At 28.3% G+C, this 18,566-nt stretch carries 20 protein-coding genes (1 of these 20 running past the window's edge); 5 read left to right on the forward strand and 15 right to left on the reverse strand.

Annotated features, from left to right (window positions below):
* Nucleotides 1–529, reverse strand: the beginning of a protein-coding gene (nagE, locus tag ACZJV1_RS18025) for an N-acetylglucosamine-specific PTS transporter subunit IIBC (protein ID WP_463650967.1). The gene continues 917 nt to the left of window position 1, outside the view; 529 of the gene's 1,446 nt are visible here — the first part of the coding sequence; the start codon lies at nucleotides 527–529; the stop codon falls past the left edge of the window.
* A gap of 531 nt (nucleotides 530–1,060) precedes the next feature.
* Between nagE and ACZJV1_RS18030 the strand changes: the two genes are divergently transcribed.
* Nucleotides 1,061–1,579, forward strand: a complete 519-nt coding sequence (locus ACZJV1_RS18030; RefSeq protein ID WP_411169173.1) for a PTS sugar transporter subunit IIA — start codon at nucleotides 1,061–1,063, stop codon at nucleotides 1,577–1,579.
* Between the two features lie 51 nt (nucleotides 1,580–1,630).
* Here the strand turns inward: ACZJV1_RS18030 and glcT are convergent, their stop codons facing one another.
* Together glcT and ACZJV1_RS18040 are read right to left on the reverse strand one after the other, a co-directional pair.
* Nucleotides 1,631–2,491: a glucose PTS transporter transcription antiterminator GlcT gene (gene glcT / locus ACZJV1_RS18035; RefSeq protein ID WP_463650968.1), complete on the reverse strand. Its 861-nt coding sequence runs from the start codon at nucleotides 2,489–2,491 to the stop codon at nucleotides 1,631–1,633.
* Between the two features lie 29 nt (nucleotides 2,492–2,520).
* Nucleotides 2,521–3,459: a GNAT family N-acetyltransferase gene (locus ACZJV1_RS18040; protein ID WP_463650969.1), complete on the reverse strand. Its 939-nt coding sequence runs from the start codon at nucleotides 3,457–3,459 to the stop codon at nucleotides 2,521–2,523.
* A gap of 181 nt (nucleotides 3,460–3,640) precedes the next feature.
* Here ACZJV1_RS18040 and ACZJV1_RS18045 point away from each other — a divergent pair, with 181 nt between their 5' ends.
* A complete protein-coding gene (locus tag ACZJV1_RS18045) occupies nucleotides 3,641–4,309 on the forward strand; it encodes a DUF4230 domain-containing protein (protein WP_463650970.1) in 669 nt (222 codons plus the stop codon).
* A gap of 75 nt (nucleotides 4,310–4,384) precedes the next feature.
* Entirely contained in the window at nucleotides 4,385–4,855 is a 471-nt protein-coding gene (msrA, locus tag ACZJV1_RS18050; RefSeq protein WP_463650971.1) for a peptide-methionine (S)-S-oxide reductase MsrA, read from the forward strand.
* Between the two features lie 56 nt (nucleotides 4,856–4,911).
* On the opposite strand, the gene ACZJV1_RS18055 is transcribed toward msrA, so the two are convergent.
* The 5 genes from ACZJV1_RS18055 to ACZJV1_RS18075 all read right to left on the reverse strand — a co-directional run bounded on the left by ACZJV1_RS18055 (nucleotide 4,912) and on the right by ACZJV1_RS18075 (nucleotide 10,615).
* Complete coding sequence (locus ACZJV1_RS18055) at nucleotides 4,912–6,261, reverse strand: carbohydrate ABC transporter substrate-binding protein (RefSeq protein WP_463650972.1); 1,350 nt, start codon at nucleotides 6,259–6,261, stop codon at nucleotides 4,912–4,914.
* Nucleotides 6,262–6,402: 141 nt separating this feature from the next.
* Complete coding sequence (locus tag ACZJV1_RS18060; protein WP_460289199.1) at nucleotides 6,403–6,561, reverse strand: DUF6903 family protein; 159 nt, start codon at nucleotides 6,559–6,561, stop codon at nucleotides 6,403–6,405.
* A 76-nt stretch (nucleotides 6,562–6,637) separates the two neighbouring features.
* Nucleotides 6,638–8,797, reverse strand: coding sequence for a 1,3-beta-galactosyl-N-acetylhexosamine phosphorylase (gnpA, locus tag ACZJV1_RS18065; RefSeq protein ID WP_463650973.1), 2,160 nt, complete (start codon nucleotides 8,795–8,797; stop codon nucleotides 6,638–6,640).
* A 15-nt stretch (nucleotides 8,798–8,812) separates the two neighbouring features.
* On the reverse strand, nucleotides 8,813–9,709 hold the full coding sequence (locus tag ACZJV1_RS18070) for a carbohydrate ABC transporter permease (RefSeq protein WP_463650974.1): 897 nt from the start codon (nucleotides 9,707–9,709) through the stop codon (nucleotides 8,813–8,815).
* A 12-nt stretch (nucleotides 9,710–9,721) separates the two neighbouring features.
* A complete protein-coding gene (locus ACZJV1_RS18075) occupies nucleotides 9,722–10,615 on the reverse strand; it encodes a carbohydrate ABC transporter permease (protein ID WP_463650975.1) in 894 nt (297 codons plus the stop codon).
* Between the two features lie 182 nt (nucleotides 10,616–10,797).
* Here ACZJV1_RS18075 and ACZJV1_RS18080 point away from each other — a divergent pair, with 182 nt between their 5' ends.
* A complete protein-coding gene (locus ACZJV1_RS18080; protein ID WP_463650976.1) occupies nucleotides 10,798–11,667 on the forward strand; it encodes an AraC family transcriptional regulator in 870 nt (289 codons plus the stop codon).
* Nucleotides 11,668–11,725: 58 nt separating this feature from the next.
* Here ACZJV1_RS18080 and ACZJV1_RS18085 read toward each other — a convergent pair whose 3' ends face one another.
* Nucleotides 11,726–12,487, reverse strand: a complete 762-nt coding sequence (locus tag ACZJV1_RS18085) for a tRNA threonylcarbamoyladenosine dehydratase (protein WP_460289194.1) — start codon at nucleotides 12,485–12,487, stop codon at nucleotides 11,726–11,728.
* Between the two features lie 316 nt (nucleotides 12,488–12,803).
* On the opposite strand from ACZJV1_RS18085, the gene ACZJV1_RS18090 reads away from it, so the two are divergent.
* Nucleotides 12,804–13,496, forward strand: coding sequence for a 5'-methylthioadenosine/adenosylhomocysteine nucleosidase (locus ACZJV1_RS18090; RefSeq protein ID WP_463650977.1), 693 nt, complete (start codon nucleotides 12,804–12,806; stop codon nucleotides 13,494–13,496).
* A 107-nt stretch (nucleotides 13,497–13,603) separates the two neighbouring features.
* Here ACZJV1_RS18090 and ACZJV1_RS18095 read toward each other — a convergent pair whose 3' ends face one another.
* The 6 genes from ACZJV1_RS18095 to ACZJV1_RS18120 form a co-directional block, all read right to left on the reverse strand.
* The gene (locus ACZJV1_RS18095) at nucleotides 13,604–14,110 is read right to left on the reverse strand and encodes a COG2426 family protein (protein WP_460289191.1); all 507 of its coding nucleotides are present in this window, start codon (nucleotides 14,108–14,110) and stop codon (nucleotides 13,604–13,606) included.
* Nucleotides 14,111–14,399: 289 nt separating this feature from the next.
* Nucleotides 14,400–14,816 carry a hemerythrin domain-containing protein gene (locus ACZJV1_RS18100; protein WP_463650978.1) on the reverse strand — a complete coding sequence of 139 codons (417 nt, stop codon included), beginning with the start codon at nucleotides 14,814–14,816 and terminating at the stop codon, nucleotides 14,400–14,402.
* A gap of 163 nt (nucleotides 14,817–14,979) precedes the next feature.
* The gene (locus ACZJV1_RS18105; RefSeq protein WP_463652177.1) at nucleotides 14,980–15,714 is read right to left on the reverse strand and encodes a ferritin-like domain-containing protein; all 735 of its coding nucleotides are present in this window, start codon (nucleotides 15,712–15,714) and stop codon (nucleotides 14,980–14,982) included.
* A gap of 131 nt (nucleotides 15,715–15,845) precedes the next feature.
* Nucleotides 15,846–16,424 (reverse strand): class I SAM-dependent methyltransferase, encoded by a 579-nt coding sequence (locus ACZJV1_RS18110; protein ID WP_463650979.1) that lies wholly within the window; start codon nucleotides 16,422–16,424, stop codon nucleotides 15,846–15,848.
* The gene (locus ACZJV1_RS18115) at nucleotides 16,417–16,944 is read right to left on the reverse strand and encodes an ECF transporter S component (RefSeq protein WP_463650980.1); all 528 of its coding nucleotides are present in this window, start codon (nucleotides 16,942–16,944) and stop codon (nucleotides 16,417–16,419) included. Before ACZJV1_RS18115 ends, ACZJV1_RS18110 begins: the two co-directional genes overlap by 8 nt.
* A 385-nt stretch (nucleotides 16,945–17,329) precedes the next feature.
* Nucleotides 17,330–18,565, reverse strand: a complete 1,236-nt coding sequence (locus ACZJV1_RS18120) for a DUF1015 domain-containing protein (RefSeq protein ID WP_463650981.1) — start codon at nucleotides 18,563–18,565, stop codon at nucleotides 17,330–17,332.
* Nucleotide 18,566 lies beyond the last annotated feature (1 nt).

An 18,566-nucleotide genomic window follows, 5' to 3' on the forward strand; every position in this document is an offset into this window, starting at 1 on the left:
AAACAACTGGCCATACAAAGAATAAAACTAAAGCTGCTAATATTGAAGATGCCGCTGTAACAATTGCAACACTTCTCTTACCACTAAAGAACCCTAATGCATCTGGTAGTTTCGTGTTCTTAAATTTATTATAGCATGTTGCTCCAATTAAACCTGCAACTATACCAATAAATTGAGTTTGAATTTTTCCAAATGCAGGTGCTACATCTTTAACATCTATTCCTTTAAACATTGCAACTGCTCCTGGACTTAATAAAGTTGTAATCATAAGCCATGAAACTAAACCTGCTAACCCTGCTGTACCATCATTATCATCTGACATCCCAACTGATACCCCAATTGCAAAAAGAATAGCCATATTATCAATTAGTGCTCCACCTGCCTTTATTAAAAATGCAGATATTACACTGTTTGCTCCCCAGCCTGTAGGGTCAATCCAATAACCAATACCCATTAATATACTTGCAACTGGTAATGCTGCTACTGGAAGCATTAAAGATTTTCCTAGTCTTTGAAGATACTTCATCATAATAATAAATCCTCCTTAAAATTTTATATACAAATCTAAGCAGCTGTAAAATATAATTCCCTTGTAAAAATAAAAAAAGCCGAAAAGGATATATAGATATATAAATCCTTTTCGGCTCATGCTCAACTAATTGATAACACGCCTAAATTTGTACATATTTTATTTATACACTCATTGTATCATTTTATGTTATTGTTTTCAATAGATTTTTTAATTGTTTTTTCGTATTTATGAATCACTTTCTTAAGGTTTCATTAATTATATTGAATATACTTAATTTTGCTAACGATTTCATTATCTTTTTTAAATTTAGTTTATTGACAACACTTAATAACTATATATATAATCATACTAGACGTGTTACTGTTTAATCAGGCATGAGTCCACCTTATCTTCTAGGACTTATGCCTTTTGTTTTTAATATTAATGTATTTATTCCTTAATATTAATAAATACTATAAATATTAATTAATATGCTCGTCAAAATATGTAGTAGAAAGGATGTGGGTTCCTGAATATTCAGGAAGTACTATGTTTAATTTTATTAAGAATTTATTTAAATCAGAACCTAATAATGAAGAAGTTCTAGTTAATTCTAAAGCACTTGTTGCTCCTGTTTCTGGTAAAGCTATTCCTCTATCAGAAGTTCCAGATCCAGTTTTTGCTGAAAAATTAGCTGGTGATGGAATGGCTATAATGGCTGAAGGAGATACTATTGTTGCTCCAGCAGATGGAGAATTAACTCTTGTATTCAAAACTAAGCATGCTTTTGCTATGACACTAGAAAACGGCTTAGAATTACTTGTTCATATAGGATTAGAAACTGTTTCTCTTGATGGAGAAGGCTTCGAACAACTAGTTGAACAAGGTAAAAAGGTTAAAGCTGGTACACCGCTAATAAAAATAAACAGGGATTTAATCTTAAGCAAAGGATTATCTCTTGCAACACCAGTATTAATAACTAATGTTGATGCTACTAAATCAATAACTCCAGTTGAAAGTGGAGATGTTGTTGCTGGTAAAACTGTAGTTGTAAATTTTGAAGTATAGTATATAATAGCAATAAAATAAAAATCAGCCATAATTCAAAATGGCTGATTTTTATTTTATTATGGAAACCCTAAATCTTTCTATATGCATAGCTAAATATGCAACTTCATCTTCTGACACACTTGAAATATCTAATACTCTACAAATTATTTTTCTAGTCTCTTCTGCAATCTTATATGATAAAGGATATTTTTCTCTTATTGCATCTATTAAATCATTTTTTATAGGTGAATTAGTTATAATTCTCTCTATAGCGAACCTTATATGTGTAAGAAATCTAGCATAATCTAATGATCTTTTATTAATTTTTATATTTAATCTATCTTCAACATGCTGAACTATAGAATTGCTTAAAAAGCTGTATTTTATAGTGTTAGACAATTTACCATTATTCCTTGCTGAATGGATATGAAGTGCTATAAACCCTTTTTCTCCTTCAGGTATATCTAGCTTCAATTCCCCACTTATTCTGTTAGCTAATTCACTAGCCATTTCAAATTCTCTACTATATAGAGTTTCTATTTCTACTAAAAAAGGATTTTGTATTTCTTCATTATCTTCTAATCTCTTTATCGCATAAAATAAATGATCTATTAATCCTATATGAATGTTTTCATTAAGTTCTTCGCCTAATTCATCTGTTATTTCAGCAATCATTTCTTCAACTAATGCTATTAACTTTGTATCTACTCTAGTTAATATCTCATCGAAGTTTCTTTGATTATCCTCATCTTCAATTATAAATACTTTTTCAACTGTAGTTCCTTTTTGAATAATATCTCCTGTCTTCTTACTAAAACCTATTCCTTTTTGAAATAGTATTTTCTCTTTTCCTTTTTCTCTTACAAGTAATATATTGTTATTGAAAGATTTTACTACAGTGGCATTATTATTTAATATAATCTCCTTCATGACTCCCCTTCCTTTATTAAAAATAATAGTTAACTTTTTTCTAATATCTTAAAAAAGGTTATATGATCTCTCCAAGCTCCATTTATAAATAAATATTTTTTATTTAAACCTACTTCTTCAAATCCACAGCCAACAAGAACAGATTTAGATTTTTCATTATCGGTTAGAACGGATGCCTCTATTCTATGTAGTTCTAATTCATCTTTAGCATAATCTAAAACTAACTTAACAGCTTCTTTCATATATCCTTTTCCTTGAAAATCTTTATCAATAGAATAACCTATTATTCCACTTTTGAAAACTCCATAAACTATATTTGATAGTTTAATTTTTCCTATTAGCTTATCATCCTTATATATTCCTAAGTCTACCCCAGTACCACTCATTAAATTTTTATAGCTTTCTAATAATATACCCTTTTGAACTTCATAAGTATAAAAAGTATTATCTCTACTAGGTTCATAATTGCTTAAATGTTCCTTATTTTCTAGATAATAATTTAATAAGTCTTCAGCACAATCTGGAGTAAAGTTTTTTACAGTTATATTTGCACCTTTTAGTTCAATCATAAAATTTCTGTTTTGATTATTATATTCATTTCTATTAATTCCAAAACTTAACTCATCTAAAAATACACCATTAGAAAAAAGATTTTCCGTAAATATCCCTTCTAAAGTAAACCCTAAGTCTAAAAATACCTTGTATTCGATATTCTCATCTACAAGTATATTAGTTTTATAAATATTATTATCCTTAAATACAGCCCTTAATATACTTTGTACCGTTTCTTTTAGTAAATCATATTTTTTTTCTCTATAAAACTTAAGTTTGACAGTGCATTTTTTATTATCCTTATCTAATTCAACTATAGTAAACCTTCCTATAAATATATTATTCTTATCTTTTATAATATAATCACTAAATGTTCCTTTTACTAAATCTATACTTATTCCTCTGTTTTCGCTCATAACAAATTCTCCTAAGCTACATATATGTCTACACTTAATTATATTATACCGATAAAATAGCCTAATACACAACATATTATATTCGACTAATTTATCAAATAACTGAAGTTAATACGGTATATTCATTATTAAAATGTAACCATCATATAATTAATTGTAATTAATTATCTTAGGAGTTTATATGATCGTTTTAAAGTTATTTAAAAGACGTAAAAATAAAAAAAGAATAAGAAATTATTTCAAATTTTTACTTGTTCTAATACTAGTTTTATTAGTTTGCAAGCTATTTTGGGTATATAAATCTCACTCAAATAAAATAAAATATCAAAATATTAATAACTTAAAAATAAGTTCTGAAGAAAGCTTAATTAGGGAAATAAGAAATGTAAATAAAATAATTCCACTTGAAGTAGAGCTTTCTCAAGTAATAACCATAGACAAAAGCTGGGGAGACTTTGAAATATTTCAAAAGTTTAAAAGGATAAAAATTTTTGCTAAATGCTCATATTCTATAGACTTATCACAAATTACAACTAATGATATTAACATAGAAAATGAAAAAAACAAGATTACTATCAGTCTATCTAAGCCTGAAATATTTAGTATTAATATAGATAGAGATAAAACTGTTTATGAAGACGCTTCTAATGGGTTATTGAGATTTGGTGAAATCAAATTAACTTCAGAGGAATTTGAGGCTATGCAAAATGAAGTTTATAAAAATTTTGAAACTACTATGAAAACTAATGACATATATAATAAAGTAATTTCTAATACTAAAGTATCATTAGAAAAATTGATAGATCAAATTACAGAAGAGAAAATGGACGTTTATATATCTTTTAAATAAATATGTACTATTTCATTTATAGATGTATAATATATTTAAATAATTTGAACACTTTAGTATAAAGGAGTTGATTAAATGAAAAAGATAGTTTTAGCTGGAGGTTGCTTCTGGGGAGTTGAGGAATTTTTATCTAGATTAAATGGGATTATTGAAACAGAAGTTGGGTATGCGAATGGAAGAACTGAAAATCCAAGTTATGAGGATGTATGTCATAAAAATACTTACTTTGCAGAAGTTTGTTTAGTTAAATATAATGAAAATGAAACATCATTGGAAAATATATTAGATGAATATTGGTCAATAATAGATCCTACAGTATTAAATAGACAAGGTCCTGATGTTGGAAGCCAATACAGAACCGGAATATACTATTTCGATGAAATTGATTTACCTATAATATTAAAAAGTAGAGATGATCAGCAAAAAAAATATGATAAGAAAATAGTTACTCAGATAGAACCTTTAATTAACTATTATAAAGCAGAAGAATATCATCAAAAATATCTAAAGAAAAACCCTAATGGATATTGTCATATAAAACTATAAAAAAAACAAAAAAGTAAAATGCCAAGGTTTACTTAGCATTCTACTTTTTTTACTATCTATTTGATTATATTAGCTCTCATCTTATCTGTTGCTTCTTGTAATGATTTTTGCCAATCTGCAACTGTCTTGTCTCCAGTCATTACTGAGTCAACTGTTCCAACATATACATCAGAATATGTTAATCCTTCAACTGGTTTTGTTGCTGCAAATACTCCCATTAAAGCTTTAGCTCCATTATCATACATCTTTAAAAGTTCAACTTGTAGTGGATCTAAATGCTTACTTGCAATTTCCATTGATCCCTTAACAGGAACTACAGCTTTAGCATTTTCAGCTACAATTTCAACTGCTTCATCACTATACATATAAGCCATAAACTCTTCTGCTAACTCTTTATTCTTAGCATCTTTCGGAATATACATTTGTTCAATAAAGCTTACAGAATATTGATCTCCACCATCTTTAAATGCTGGATATGGCATGAATCCCCATTCAAAACCTTCTGCTCTTGGAGCATCCTTCATTTCATCTGGCAACCAAGTTCCATTTGGGATGAATAAAGCTTTGTTGTCTAAAATTAATTGTTGATTATTTTTAAATCCTTGATTGTTAGCATTAGCTACAACTGTTGGCTCTAAGTAATTTTTAAGCTTTCCTATTGTTTCTAAAGCTTTTGTTGCTGATTCTGAAGTCCAGAACCCTTCTTTGTAATTCATAGCATCCTTAAATGCATCTACTCCACCTGAAGCTGCAAGTATTGGTGGTATCATACAATCAAGGTATCCTGCAGTTGGGTATGACCATAATGATATTCCATCAGCTTTTGCCTTATCACCTAAAGCAAACATTTGATCCCAAGTTTTTGGAAGTTCATATCCTTTTTGTTTAAATAATGCTTTATTATAGAATAATCCTGTTGGACTATAGAATAATGGTGCTAAATAAGTTTTTCCATCAGAATATGGATTTGTAGCGTAACTATCAACGAATCCTGGTAATAATTTATCTTTTACTGTTACATTTTCTCCTGGAACCTTCATATTTAACACATTTGTTAGATCATGTAAATTTTCTTCTTTAATAAAAGTTTCAGTTAATGCATCTTTTCTTCCAGTTGCTAGATATATAAAATCCGGAATATTTCCTGATTGAATTTGAGGACGGATAACTTCTTCTATATTAGAAGCTACAGTTAATTCCACTGTTACTCCCTCATGAGCCTTTTCAAAGTTTTCTTTTAATTTTTCCCAATAAACTTTTCCATATCCACCTTCAAAAGCGGCAATTTTTAAAGTTTTATCTTTTTCATTAGAAGATCCTTGGCTTGTAGTTTTTCCTCCACATCCAGTTAGGGTAGATACTACCATAAGTGAGCTTAATAATAATGCTAATGTTCTTTTTTTCATTAGATTTCCTCCCTTTCCCCTTTTAAATATACCAATTAATAATTTATGATTTAATTTTATTACTTTGTAAACGTTATTTATATACTATTCTTGCTTTTTTATTTATTAATATTGCTTATATTATCAATATAATTTTATATTTTATTGATACTTTTTATTATAGACATATAGCTCTGTTATAACTCCAGCCATGCCTATAAATATCATTAATAAACCTAAATATCCATTAATTGAATTACCTCTAATAACTAAAAACATAGATAAGAAAAATAATATAGTTAAAATTATATTTTTTACCATCTTTATTCCCCCTTTAAGGATATGATAAAAAGTTCTTATATAAATTCAATTTTTAACAGTATGAATTTAACATTTTCTATTTTATATCAATCCATCTAATTTCTGTAGGCTCTAACTCCATATTAGTGACTTTTCCTTCTCCATCATAAACTTTGGATATTTGTTTTTCATTGGAATTATTTATAACTGCATATCTATTTGATTCTAAATAAGCTGATACTTCACAATAAGGATTATCTGAATACCATTTCTTCATTTCATTTTCTTTATTAGCTGCATAGAAGCACGCTCTTGTTAAAATACGTGTATTTTGAACTGAATATGGCAATCCAGCTAAATATACAGCACGTCCTTTTCCATAGTTATTTGAGGACGCTAATAAATCTCCATTTATATATTTAATTATTTCTGTAGATTCCTTCGTTGCATACACATTCTTTTGACCTTCACCAAAATCTAACTCTTCAGATATATCTTCTGTTATAAAGTGCTTATCTAATTCTTCCTTAAAATACTTATCTGTGCTTAATGAGAAACCTAACTCTTTATCTACTCCTAAAGCGTCTGATAGTTGGAAGTAATGTCCTCCATTTAATACTGCTGAAGGTTCTCCTATTCCTATAAATCCACCACCATTATAAACCCATTCTCTTATTTTAGTAATTATACTTTCATCAAGCCATTTTTCTCCACCACTGAAAGCAGTGCCTGCATCACCTGCATTTATAATTACATCTATTCCTTCTGGAACTCCATTATCTTTTATGTCATCAAAGCTTATAAAGCTTACATCAACACTCATACCACTTAGAGCCTCAATTACTCCTAGATATGAATATATTTGTTTATACCATAATGCATGAGCTACCATATGTGTTTGCCATGTACGAAGCTTACCCCAACAATTTAATACAGCAACCTTTAGTCCGCAATAAGGCTTATTTTCATCTATAGTTTCATATATCTCTCTAAATTCATCACATACACTTTCTATATAATCTACAAATTTAGGGAATTTATAAGCTAAGGATAAGTATCCACCATACCCAATTCTATCTACTGGCTTTCTCATTATTGCACGTCTAGCTGTTAACCAATTTTCTCTTGCTTCTATAGTTGGATCATTTCCTTCATAAAATGTATCTGGGAAGAAATATGGTAAAAAACGTCCTTCTGTATATTTGACCCCTGGAATATCAGAAATCATTCTAAGAGTTGCACCGCTACCAACAGATCCCACGACTCCATCTAACCCTATGCTCTCAAAGTATTTACCATATGGTTCTGTTCCTATCCAGTTATCCCCAAGGAACATCATAGCCTCTCTTCCATATTCATGAGTTATATCCACAAGCTTTTTAACATTTTTAGCTACAAATTGTTGTTGGAAATCTATATAATCTAAATATTGCTTACTTGGTACTCTAAACGTACTGTTATAATATCCTTCATCGATTATATCTTCTGGTCTAAGCTTGTACCCTTTAACTTTTTTAAACTCTCTTAAGGCTTCTGCACTTACACTTGAACTATATCCAAACCAATCAACAAATTTTTCCTTTGCTCTATCATTAAATACTAATGTAAAGTGATAGAAAAATGTTGTAAATCTAACCACATTAGTTTCTGGATGTTCATCTAACCACTTATACATAGCCTCAAAAATATGCTTATTAGTTTTTGGTTTTCTTGCATCAAATGGCATTTCATGAGGCTTGTCTCCCCAATCATTTGTTATGTGATTATACATTTGAGTAGGGTCCCATATACAGTAAGCTAAAAATGAAACTGTATACTCGTGCCATTTCTTAATATCTTTTATTGTTACTTCTTGAGTTTCATCATTGTAAATCCACTTATCTAAATCTATAACTTCACCTGTAGTTCTATCTGTAACTTCCCAAAATTCCTTAACATCGTGATAAGAATCTGGCTTTACTTGCTGATTGAAATATCCATCCATTATATTTATAGTCAATGTTTCACTTGTTGCTAAATGATGCTTAGTCATTAAGTAAGTTTGTTGTAATTCCTCTATATTTTCTTCTGCCCATTCATTATCTCCACGAGCTACAAAATAAGTTGAGTATATTTTTTCTGCTAAACCTTTTATTTCTTTTGGAAGCTTAAAGCCATCACAGTCACGTATTGCATCTGCTCCCCATTTTTCTGCTATTTCCATAGTCTCTTTTATAAAATTATCATCTGTTGGAATTGTAACTCTTCCCTTGCTCATTTTCATCCTCCTATATTACTCTTTTATACCGCCTACAGTCATACCTTCTGTTAATTTCTTTTGAACTAATATATATAAAACTATTGTTGGAATCATAACTATAACTAATCCTGCGTATAAAGCACCAAAGTCAGTTGCAGTCTTTTGAACTTGCATTAAATTTATTAATCCTAGTGGTAGTGTTTTTGCCTTATTAGGTAGCATAGTTAAAGCAATTATATATTCATTCCAAAATGCTAAGAAATTAAATAATATAACTGTTATTATACTAGGCTTGGCCATAGGAATTATAACGTGAATTAAGGTTTTTAAATTACTACAACCATCAACATAAGCTGCTTCTTCATATGCTTTAGGTAATGATTTTAAAAATGTCATTAGTAAATATATTGTAAATGGTAGTGCTGTTGCTGCATAAATTATACTAACTACTATTCTACTATCTAAAAATACAGTCATACTTGCTGGCACAGCAAAGATTTCTCTAACTAACTTCTCTCCATCTAATACCAGTAAAAATATTGGAACCACAATATAGTTTACATTTATAAATAACCCTGCTGAAAATAGTAAATTTAAAATCTTTTTACTTTTAAATTCAAATCTTGATAAAACATAAGCTGCTGGTATAGCTACAACTAATAGTATTATTAGTGCTAGTCCAGTTATTATAACTGAATTTATAAAATATTCTCCCATGTGTGCTTCCACAAAAGCTTTCTTAAAATTCTCAAAGTAAAGACCTTGTGGCAATGCCCATGGGTTGCCATAAAATTCTGATTTATGTTTAAATGATGCTAGTATTGCCCATCCTAAAGGAACTAATATGCTTAGAGCAAATATAGTTAAACATAAATAAGTGAATATTTTCATTAATTTCTCTGCTGATTTCTTTTTATATGCTTTTTCCATATTAATCCCTCCTTAAAATTCTATTACATCTCTCTTTGTTGCTTTATTTATTACTACTGATAATGCAAATGAGAAAATAAAGATTATTACACCTATTGCCATTCCATATCCATATGATGAATTAGAATATGCTTGCTTGTACATATAACTTAAGAAAACCTCTGAAGAGCCATCTGGACCACCAGCGGTCATAACTTTTACAAATAGGAAACTTAAATTTATAGTACTTATTATGAAAAATGTTAGTGTAGTTCTTATAACATTCCATATTAAAGGTAAAGTTATTTGGAAGAATTGCTGCCATCTTGAAGCACCCTCTAAATCAGCTGCTTCATAAAGACTTTCTGGAATACTACTCATACTTGCCATATACATTACCATATAATATCCTACAGCTTGCCAGATCATGGCAATAGCTATACACCATATAACTACTTTTTGATCGCCAAGCCACATTTTCTTTAAATTTTCTAATCCAAGTGAACCAAGAGTTGCATTTATTATTCCTTTATCAGGATCTAAAATAGTTGAAAATATAGCTGATATAACTACAACTGATAAAATATTCGGAAAATAAAATACTATTCTAAAGAAATTTTTAAATTTAGTATCCTTTCTAGTTAATACAGCAGCTGAAGCTATTGCTAAAATCATGGTAATCACTGTTACTATTACCAGTAAAAACATTGTATTTTGAAATGATTTAACAAAATTGCTATCTTTAAATAATATTGTGAAATTATCTAACCCAACAAACTTTTTGTTATTGGATAGTCCACCCCATTTGAATAATGACATCCAAAATACATTTATAGTTGGAACTATCATAAATAATATAAAAAGTATTAATGCTGGTATTACTGAAAACCCTATAAACACCTTATTTACAGTACTTTTTTTACGCATTGTTTATAATCCACCTCCCTTAATTCCTCTTATTTTTACATACTTATTTTATTTCATTGAAATCTTTTACACAATAATATTATTGCTCTCTTTTTTAGTAATATTGCTATGATAACAATATTACCAAATTATATATATTGTGCTATAATAAATATACTAATTAAATAGAATGGAGATGTACTATGGGTAATACAAGATACCTAATAAATAAAAAAAACTATGATCCTAATTATGAATTGCTTTATATAAGTAAATCTAAATTTGAAAACGATTGGCATAGCACAGCTCACTTTCATCCATTTACAGAAATATTCTTTATAACTAATGGTAAAGGAGCATTCCTCTTAAATGACACTGTAGTTAACGTTAATAAATGGGACTTAATTATAATTAATCCTAATTGTCTGCATACAGAAAAATCATCTTTATCAGATGTACCTCTAGAATATGTAGTTCTAGGAGTAGATAATTTATTATTAAATTTTCCTGAATCCTATAGTCTTACTAATAATGAACAACAAATTAAACTGTATAAAATAATAAACCTCTCTAAAGATAAAGATTTACTACTTAGTTACTTTGATCAATTAATTAATGAAATAGAACATAAAGAATTTAATTATGAACTTGTATGTAAAAGTATTTTAACACTATTCATAACTCAAATCGTACGAAGAGCAACTCCACTACTATTCATTGAAGAATCTCAAGAAAAATTAAACTTAGAATGTGTAAAAATAAAAAATTATATAGATGCTCACTATTCTCAAAATATAACATTAGACTTTTTATCTGATTTATCTTACATGAATAAGTTCCACTTAGTTCATACCTTTACTAAGCAAATAGGTGTTTCACCAATTAACTATGTTATAAATAAGCGTATTCAAGAATCTAAAAATCTATTAGCTACCACTAGCTACTCAATTAGAGATATTTCTTCTATAGTTGGATTTGGAAATTCATCTTACTTCAGTCAAATGTTCAAAAAAGTAACTGGAATGTCTCCAAAAGGTTATAGATTAGAAAACTCAAGAATAGAAATTATTTAAAAAAATAAGGAGTACGATTCCCCCATAAAATATAATGAATCATACTCCTATTTTAATATTAATTATTTTCACCTATTAAAGACTTTATAACTTCTCCTCCGATGATCATACCTGCAACTGGAGGAACAAATGATATGCTTCCTGGTATTTGTCTTTTTATTGCGCACTTTTTAGTTCCACCTGTACATACGCAGCCAGTCTTACAAGTAACCACATCTTCATCCTTTGGTTTTCTTGGTTTTTCTTCAGAATATACAACTTTAAGCTCTTTTACTCCTTTTTTTCTAAGTTCATATCTCATAACCTTAGCTAAAGGACATACCTTAGTATCATATATATCTGCAACCTTGAATTGTGTTGGATCAAGTTTGTTTCCTGTTCCCATTGACGCAATTATATTTATATCTTTTTCATAGCAATACTTAGCTAAAGCTATTTTAGCTGAAACTGTATCTATTGCATCTATTACATAATCAACATCATCTGGAATTAATTCCTCTATATTTTCTGGAGTTACGAATAATTGATGTGTAGTAACATTACATTTTCTATTTATAGAAAGTATTCTTTCTTTCATAACATCAACTTTTACCTTACTTATAGTTCCATATGTAGCATGTATCTGTCTATTTAAATTAGTTAAACAAACAGTATCATCATCAACTAATATTATGTTTCCTACACCTGCTCTTGTTAATGCTTCAACAGCAAAGCTACCTACTCCACCAACACCGAATACCATTACTTTTGCATTTTTTAATTTTTCTAGTCCATCATTTCCTATAAGTAGTTCTGTCCTAGATAAGGGATGTTGTAACATTCACTTCTCTCCTTTTTTATCTTGTGTATATTAACACAAAAGACTTTATTTTATTTAATTTATAACTTATTTTAGACTATTATTTATTTATATACAATAATATTATTTTCCATCTAATTAAAAATTAATATCATTTAGCAATATTTAAAAAATTATATATAAAAATATTGCTAAATAACATGTATTTTTAACTAAAGGTTATAAAATAACTATCTATTATTTAAATACCTTATATTATATGGTAAGATATTAAAAGATTAATTTTACATATTATTAACTCTTAAGCTTAGTAGCTTAAATTTTAAGGAGGTTTATTATGGTTTTAGGAATTATAAGTGCCATGGCTGAAGAATTAGAACTTCTTCTAAAGGATATGTCTATTCAAGAAGAAACAAAAAAAGCTAATATGACTTTTTATAAAGGGACTCTAGGAGATAAAAATATAATTGCAGTTGTTTGTGGAATTGGTAAAGTAAACGCTGCTGTTTGTACTCAAATATTAATATCTGAATATAAAGTATCTTCTGTAATAAATGTTGGAGTTGCAGGTGGAATTGGTAAAAATATTTATCCTGGAGATGTTGTGGTTGGAACTGATTTAGTTCAACACGATATGGATACTACTGTATTTGGTGATCCTCATGGGCAAATTCCAAGATTAGATACTTTTGATTTTAAATGTGATGAGAAGTTAGTTAAATCTGCTTTAGATGCATGTGAAGAAATTAAAGAAATTAATACTTTTTCAGGTAGAATTGTTTCTGGCGATCAATTTATATCAAGTGTTGAAAAAATTCAATGGTTTGAAAAGGAATTTAATGCAATGGCTTGTGAAATGGAAGGAGCAAGTATTGCTCATGTTTGTTATTTAAATAATATTCCTTGTGTTGTTATTAGATCTATATCTGATAATGCTAATAACGGTGCTCACATGGATTATGAAAAATTCATTCCTATTGCAGTTAGAAATTCAACTATAATTTTAAAAAGCATGTTAGAAAAACTATAAAATAAAAACATATATTATCTTATTTGCTCCAAGTCACCATAAGATAATATATGTTTTTTTTAATACTAAAGGAAGACTCCCTAATGAGTCTTATTCATCAATACCTTTTAAGCCATTGCTTGAATAAACCATGGAATTCCATAGGATATAAAAGTCATTATTATTGTTGCTATTATTAATCCTACAAAGATTGCTAAGGATGCCTTCTTCGTTTTAATTCCAAGTAACGATGCTATAAGCGCACCTGTCCATGCACCTGTTCCTGGTAAAGGTATTCCAACAAATAATGCAAGTCCCCAAAACTCATATTTTTGGATTTGCTCACTTTTAGCCATTGATTTTTTCTCTAGCTTTTCAACCATAGGTCTAAATAACTTAGTCTTTTTCATCCAGTTAAATATTGGTGTAATGAAAAATAAAATGAATGGGATAGGAACTATATTTCCTAAAATACATAAAAATATAGCTTTAAATACTCCAATTCCTAATAAAGAAGCCGCAATTAAGCCCCCCCTTAACTCTAAAATAGGTACCATGGATATTATAAACACTACAAACTCCTTTGGCATAAAACTTAATGTGCTAGTAAACCAATTAATTAATGAATCTGTCATAATATACTCCTTATACTATATATCTCTTTAAATCTTATTTATGAAAATGTACTTATTCACATATATATAAGATTACATAATAAATACATAATATTCAAGTTTTGCTGTTGCAAAAAGCAATAATTTTAAATGAATATTTTTTACTATATGCAACAGCAACAGTATTCAAGCCCTATTTTTAATACATTGCTCATCTTTTTCATTATATTTTTCTTCTTTTATATATATGCTCAACCTTTTTGGATTAATCCTTTTGACTTATATAAGGATTAAAATTAAGATAATAATTTTATAAATTTTTGATCTTTGGATATAAGTTTATATCTTCCTTGTCTATTCTATTTTTTAATAGACTTAATACTCTTCTGATCTCCATTAAGAATTTATCTTTATCATTTAATATCTTATTTTTAGTATTAAACTGATTCTTAAATTCGTTAAAAATCATATGAATATTTCCCATTTCCTCACTATATTCAATAGCAACTTTCTTTAATTTATCATCCTTACTATTTATTAATTGTGGATATAAAAATTTATCTTCTGTTCTCATATGAATATTTAACTTTCCTGCAAGAGTATTTATATCCAATACTAAACCATCTAAATCATAAGTTACACTACTTAAACTTAACTTCTTATTAATTTTATTAAATAAATTATTTATTTCTATATGCTGTCTTTCTAAATTATCTATATTTGCCATTGTAACTCCTATCACTTCTATACAATTATTAAACTTATTTATAATTATAAATGAGTTAATATATATATTCTGTAACTAGAGATACAAATTCAAGTTAATAAATAATAATTTACTAGTTTATAATTACATTTATAATCAATTAAATTCATTTATTAAAGTAACCTTAATCAAAATATCTACTCATTTTACTCTTTGCTAGTAACTTAGAAGCTCCTGTATCTTCCCATTCTTCAACTTGATCAATAGCATCTTCAGGACTCATTCCTAAACCAACAAGTAATCCCGCTAAAATAAACTCTTGATATAAATGCTCAGGGTTAATTCCTGCTTTAGATTCTTCTAGAGCACGGTTAACCAATGGTGTTATATATCTAATCCAATCATCTGGAGTAAATTTAGATTTATATGCTATTCTTTCCAATCTCTTCATTGATGAATTAGTCATTGAAGCTTTATTCATTTCAGAATTATTCATAGTACTATTCAGTGTAAATAGATAATTATATTTTGAAGCATGTTTTAATTCATCTGTGATTATATCAAATAACATATCTCTGTAAGGTCCCATAGGAAGAGCCCTTCTAATATTTCTATACCTTTCTACAGCTGCTAATTCTCCAAATAAAGCTTTTTTAATACCGTCTAAATAAGACTCCGGTTTTTCAAAAGCTTTCTCTTCATCCATTGATACTACATCCATTCCTGTAAAGTCCTTATAAATTCTTCTAAATATCTGATTATGTCTTCTTTCATCATCTCTAATTGAAGCTATTATTTCTTTTTCTTCTCTAGTAGGTGCTACACTAATAAGGTAATCATAAAATAATTCATCTTCCCTTTCTCCCTGAACTGCCTTTTTTATATCATTAAGGGCTTCCTGTTGTGGATTCTGAATCATTTTATTATTTTGAAATGGTGCTACAAACACTACTAATCCTCCTGAAAATAATTTATCTACTGATATTATATTAATCCAATATAAATGTGTTCATTTCACCATTATATAAATAAAAGTCGTTAAGGATATACCTAAAATCTTTCTCTGAGAGCTGAAATATAATACATTTCTTCATTATCAATTACCTTATCAATTTCGAAGTATTTAGACATAATTTTAGTGGTTACTTCAGCTGGTTCAAGAACATCATCTTTTACAACATCCTTTTTCGAATGAATCTGATTGATTTTTTCTTTACTTTCTGAATGAGCAATGATTATTTTACCACCATCATTTAACCTATCTAGAAGATGCTTAAATAATGCTTCCTTATCATTAAAATGAGGATAAGCGGAATAAATGAATATATAATCAAACCCTTTATCATTAAACTCCATAACATCTTTTACAATAAATTCAACTCTATCATCCTTATACTTCTCTTTAGCAACCATAATCATATTTTCCGAAATATCAATAGCTGTTATTTTAAGTGGAGACTTTTCAAGTAAGTAACTTACTAATATACCTGTCCCTGTACCAACATCAAGTATTTTTGCATTATTTCTAATAGCAGATAGGTCTATTATTTCTCTTAACTTAATATCATTATGTTTGCACATCTTGTCCCATTCAAGCGCAACTTTATTAAAAAACTCTTTGTTATCCATTTATAGTTTTCATTCCCTTCGTATTTTCTGAAATCTTTACTACAATTGGTATTAGTATCAACTGAATTACTATTCCTGGTATAGATGTTATAACTGCTGATGTTAAGAATGCTTTCAATACAAAACTTTTTCCACCTACTGTAAGCATTGTAAACATAGCTATTCCAGACACAAACCTTCCTAATATCATTGCCAATATTAATGATATAAACATATTGATATTTTTTTTCTTATACAAAAATCCACCCACAAATCCATATGTTGCAAGTTCAAATGCCATAGAAATACCAGTTGGATATATAGGTGGCATTCCTGTAATTACAGAATTTAAAAGAGGTGTTATAAAACCTATAATTAATCCATATTTTGGACCAAGCATAAGTCCGCATAATAAAACTGGAATATGCATTGGTAAGAATATAGGACCCGCCATCCCCGTTAGATGAAAAATATAAGGGAAAATTAATCCCAATGCAATAAATAAACTTGCCTTTACCATGTTGTTTGTTTTTACATTCATTATAGTTCCTCCTTAAATATATAAAATAAAAAAGTACACATCCATCTCTCAACAAACTTGCATATGTCCACGTACAAACTGAAGGTAATGAAAATATAAAATAAATATACCTCAATAGTAAGATTGTAAAACCATATTAAATCAATTAACATACACCAAATTACTTATTCTGGAAATATATATAATAATTGTATCATACAAAATTTCGCCAATAAACACATTATGTAAAATTATCCATTATATTTAATCTAATTTTGACTTTTCTAAGCACACTGGGCTAAATAAATCTATCTTGTATAAGGTTATAATTGGATATCAAAAAAATAAAAGCCAGTATCCTAATTTAAGATACTGACTTAGTAGCCATTTTTTATTTGGACACAATTTAAAATTTATGAATAAATAACCCACTCCTTGGCTTAGGTTCAAACCATGTTGATTTTGGAGGCATTATTTTCCCACTATCAGCTATATCCATAATATCATCTGTAGTTGTAGGATACATAGAAAAGCTTACTTTCATATCTGTATCTGCCCTTCTTTCAAGCTCTTTTAACCCTCTAATTCCACCAATAAACTCTATTCTTTTAGATTTTCTTGCATCATCTATTCCCAGTATTGGTTTCAAAAGGTTGTTCTGTAGTATTGATACATCTAATTGATCTACAGGATCCTCAGGATTAAAGATACCTTCTTTAGATTCTAGTAAGTACCATTGTTTTTCTAAGTACATTCCAAAAGTATGCTTTTCTTTTGGTCTAACTCTTTCGTCACTTTTAGTAACTATAAACTTCTCACTTACTTTATTTAAAAACTCTTCTTTTGAAAGCCCATTTAAATCTTTAACCGTTCTATTATAATCTAATACTTCTAGCTCACTATCAGGATAAGAAATTGATAGGAAATAGTTAAACTCCTCTTCTCCTGTATAGTTTTCATTTTCTGCTCTCTTTATATGTCCAACCTTTACTGCTGATGCTGATCTATGATGCCCATCTGCAATATATAGGTATTCTACAGATTTAAATAGTTCATTTATTTTAGTTACTGTATTTTCATCATCTATAACCCATACAGTATGACCTACTTTATCTTCTGAAATAAAGTCATATACTGGCTCTTTCTTCATCCATTCATTTATTATACTTGAGATCTCCTTATTTTCTCTATAAGTTAAAAATATAGGACCTGTATGAGCTTCACATTTATAAACATGATTAATTCTATCTATTTCCTTGTCTTCTCTTGTTAGCTCATGCTTTTTTATTATATTTTTAGTATAATCATCTATTGAAGCACAGCCTACAATACCAACTTGACTTCTTTCCTTCATTATTTGTCTGTATATATATAAATATGGCTTTTCATCCTCAATATATAAACCATCTTCTATCATTTTATCTAAATTACTTTTAGCTTTTTCATAAACTTTATCATCATAAATATCTATATCTTGTGGTAAATCTACTTCAGCCTTATCTACATGTAAAAATGAATAAGAATTACTCTTAACTATTTCTCTAGCTTCATCACTATCCATTACATCATAAGGAAGTGCTGCTATTTTATCTGCTAATTTCTTTACAGGTCTTATTGCCTTAAAAGGTCTAATAACCGCCATT

The organism is Clostridium sp. LS3, assembly GCF_055330225.1.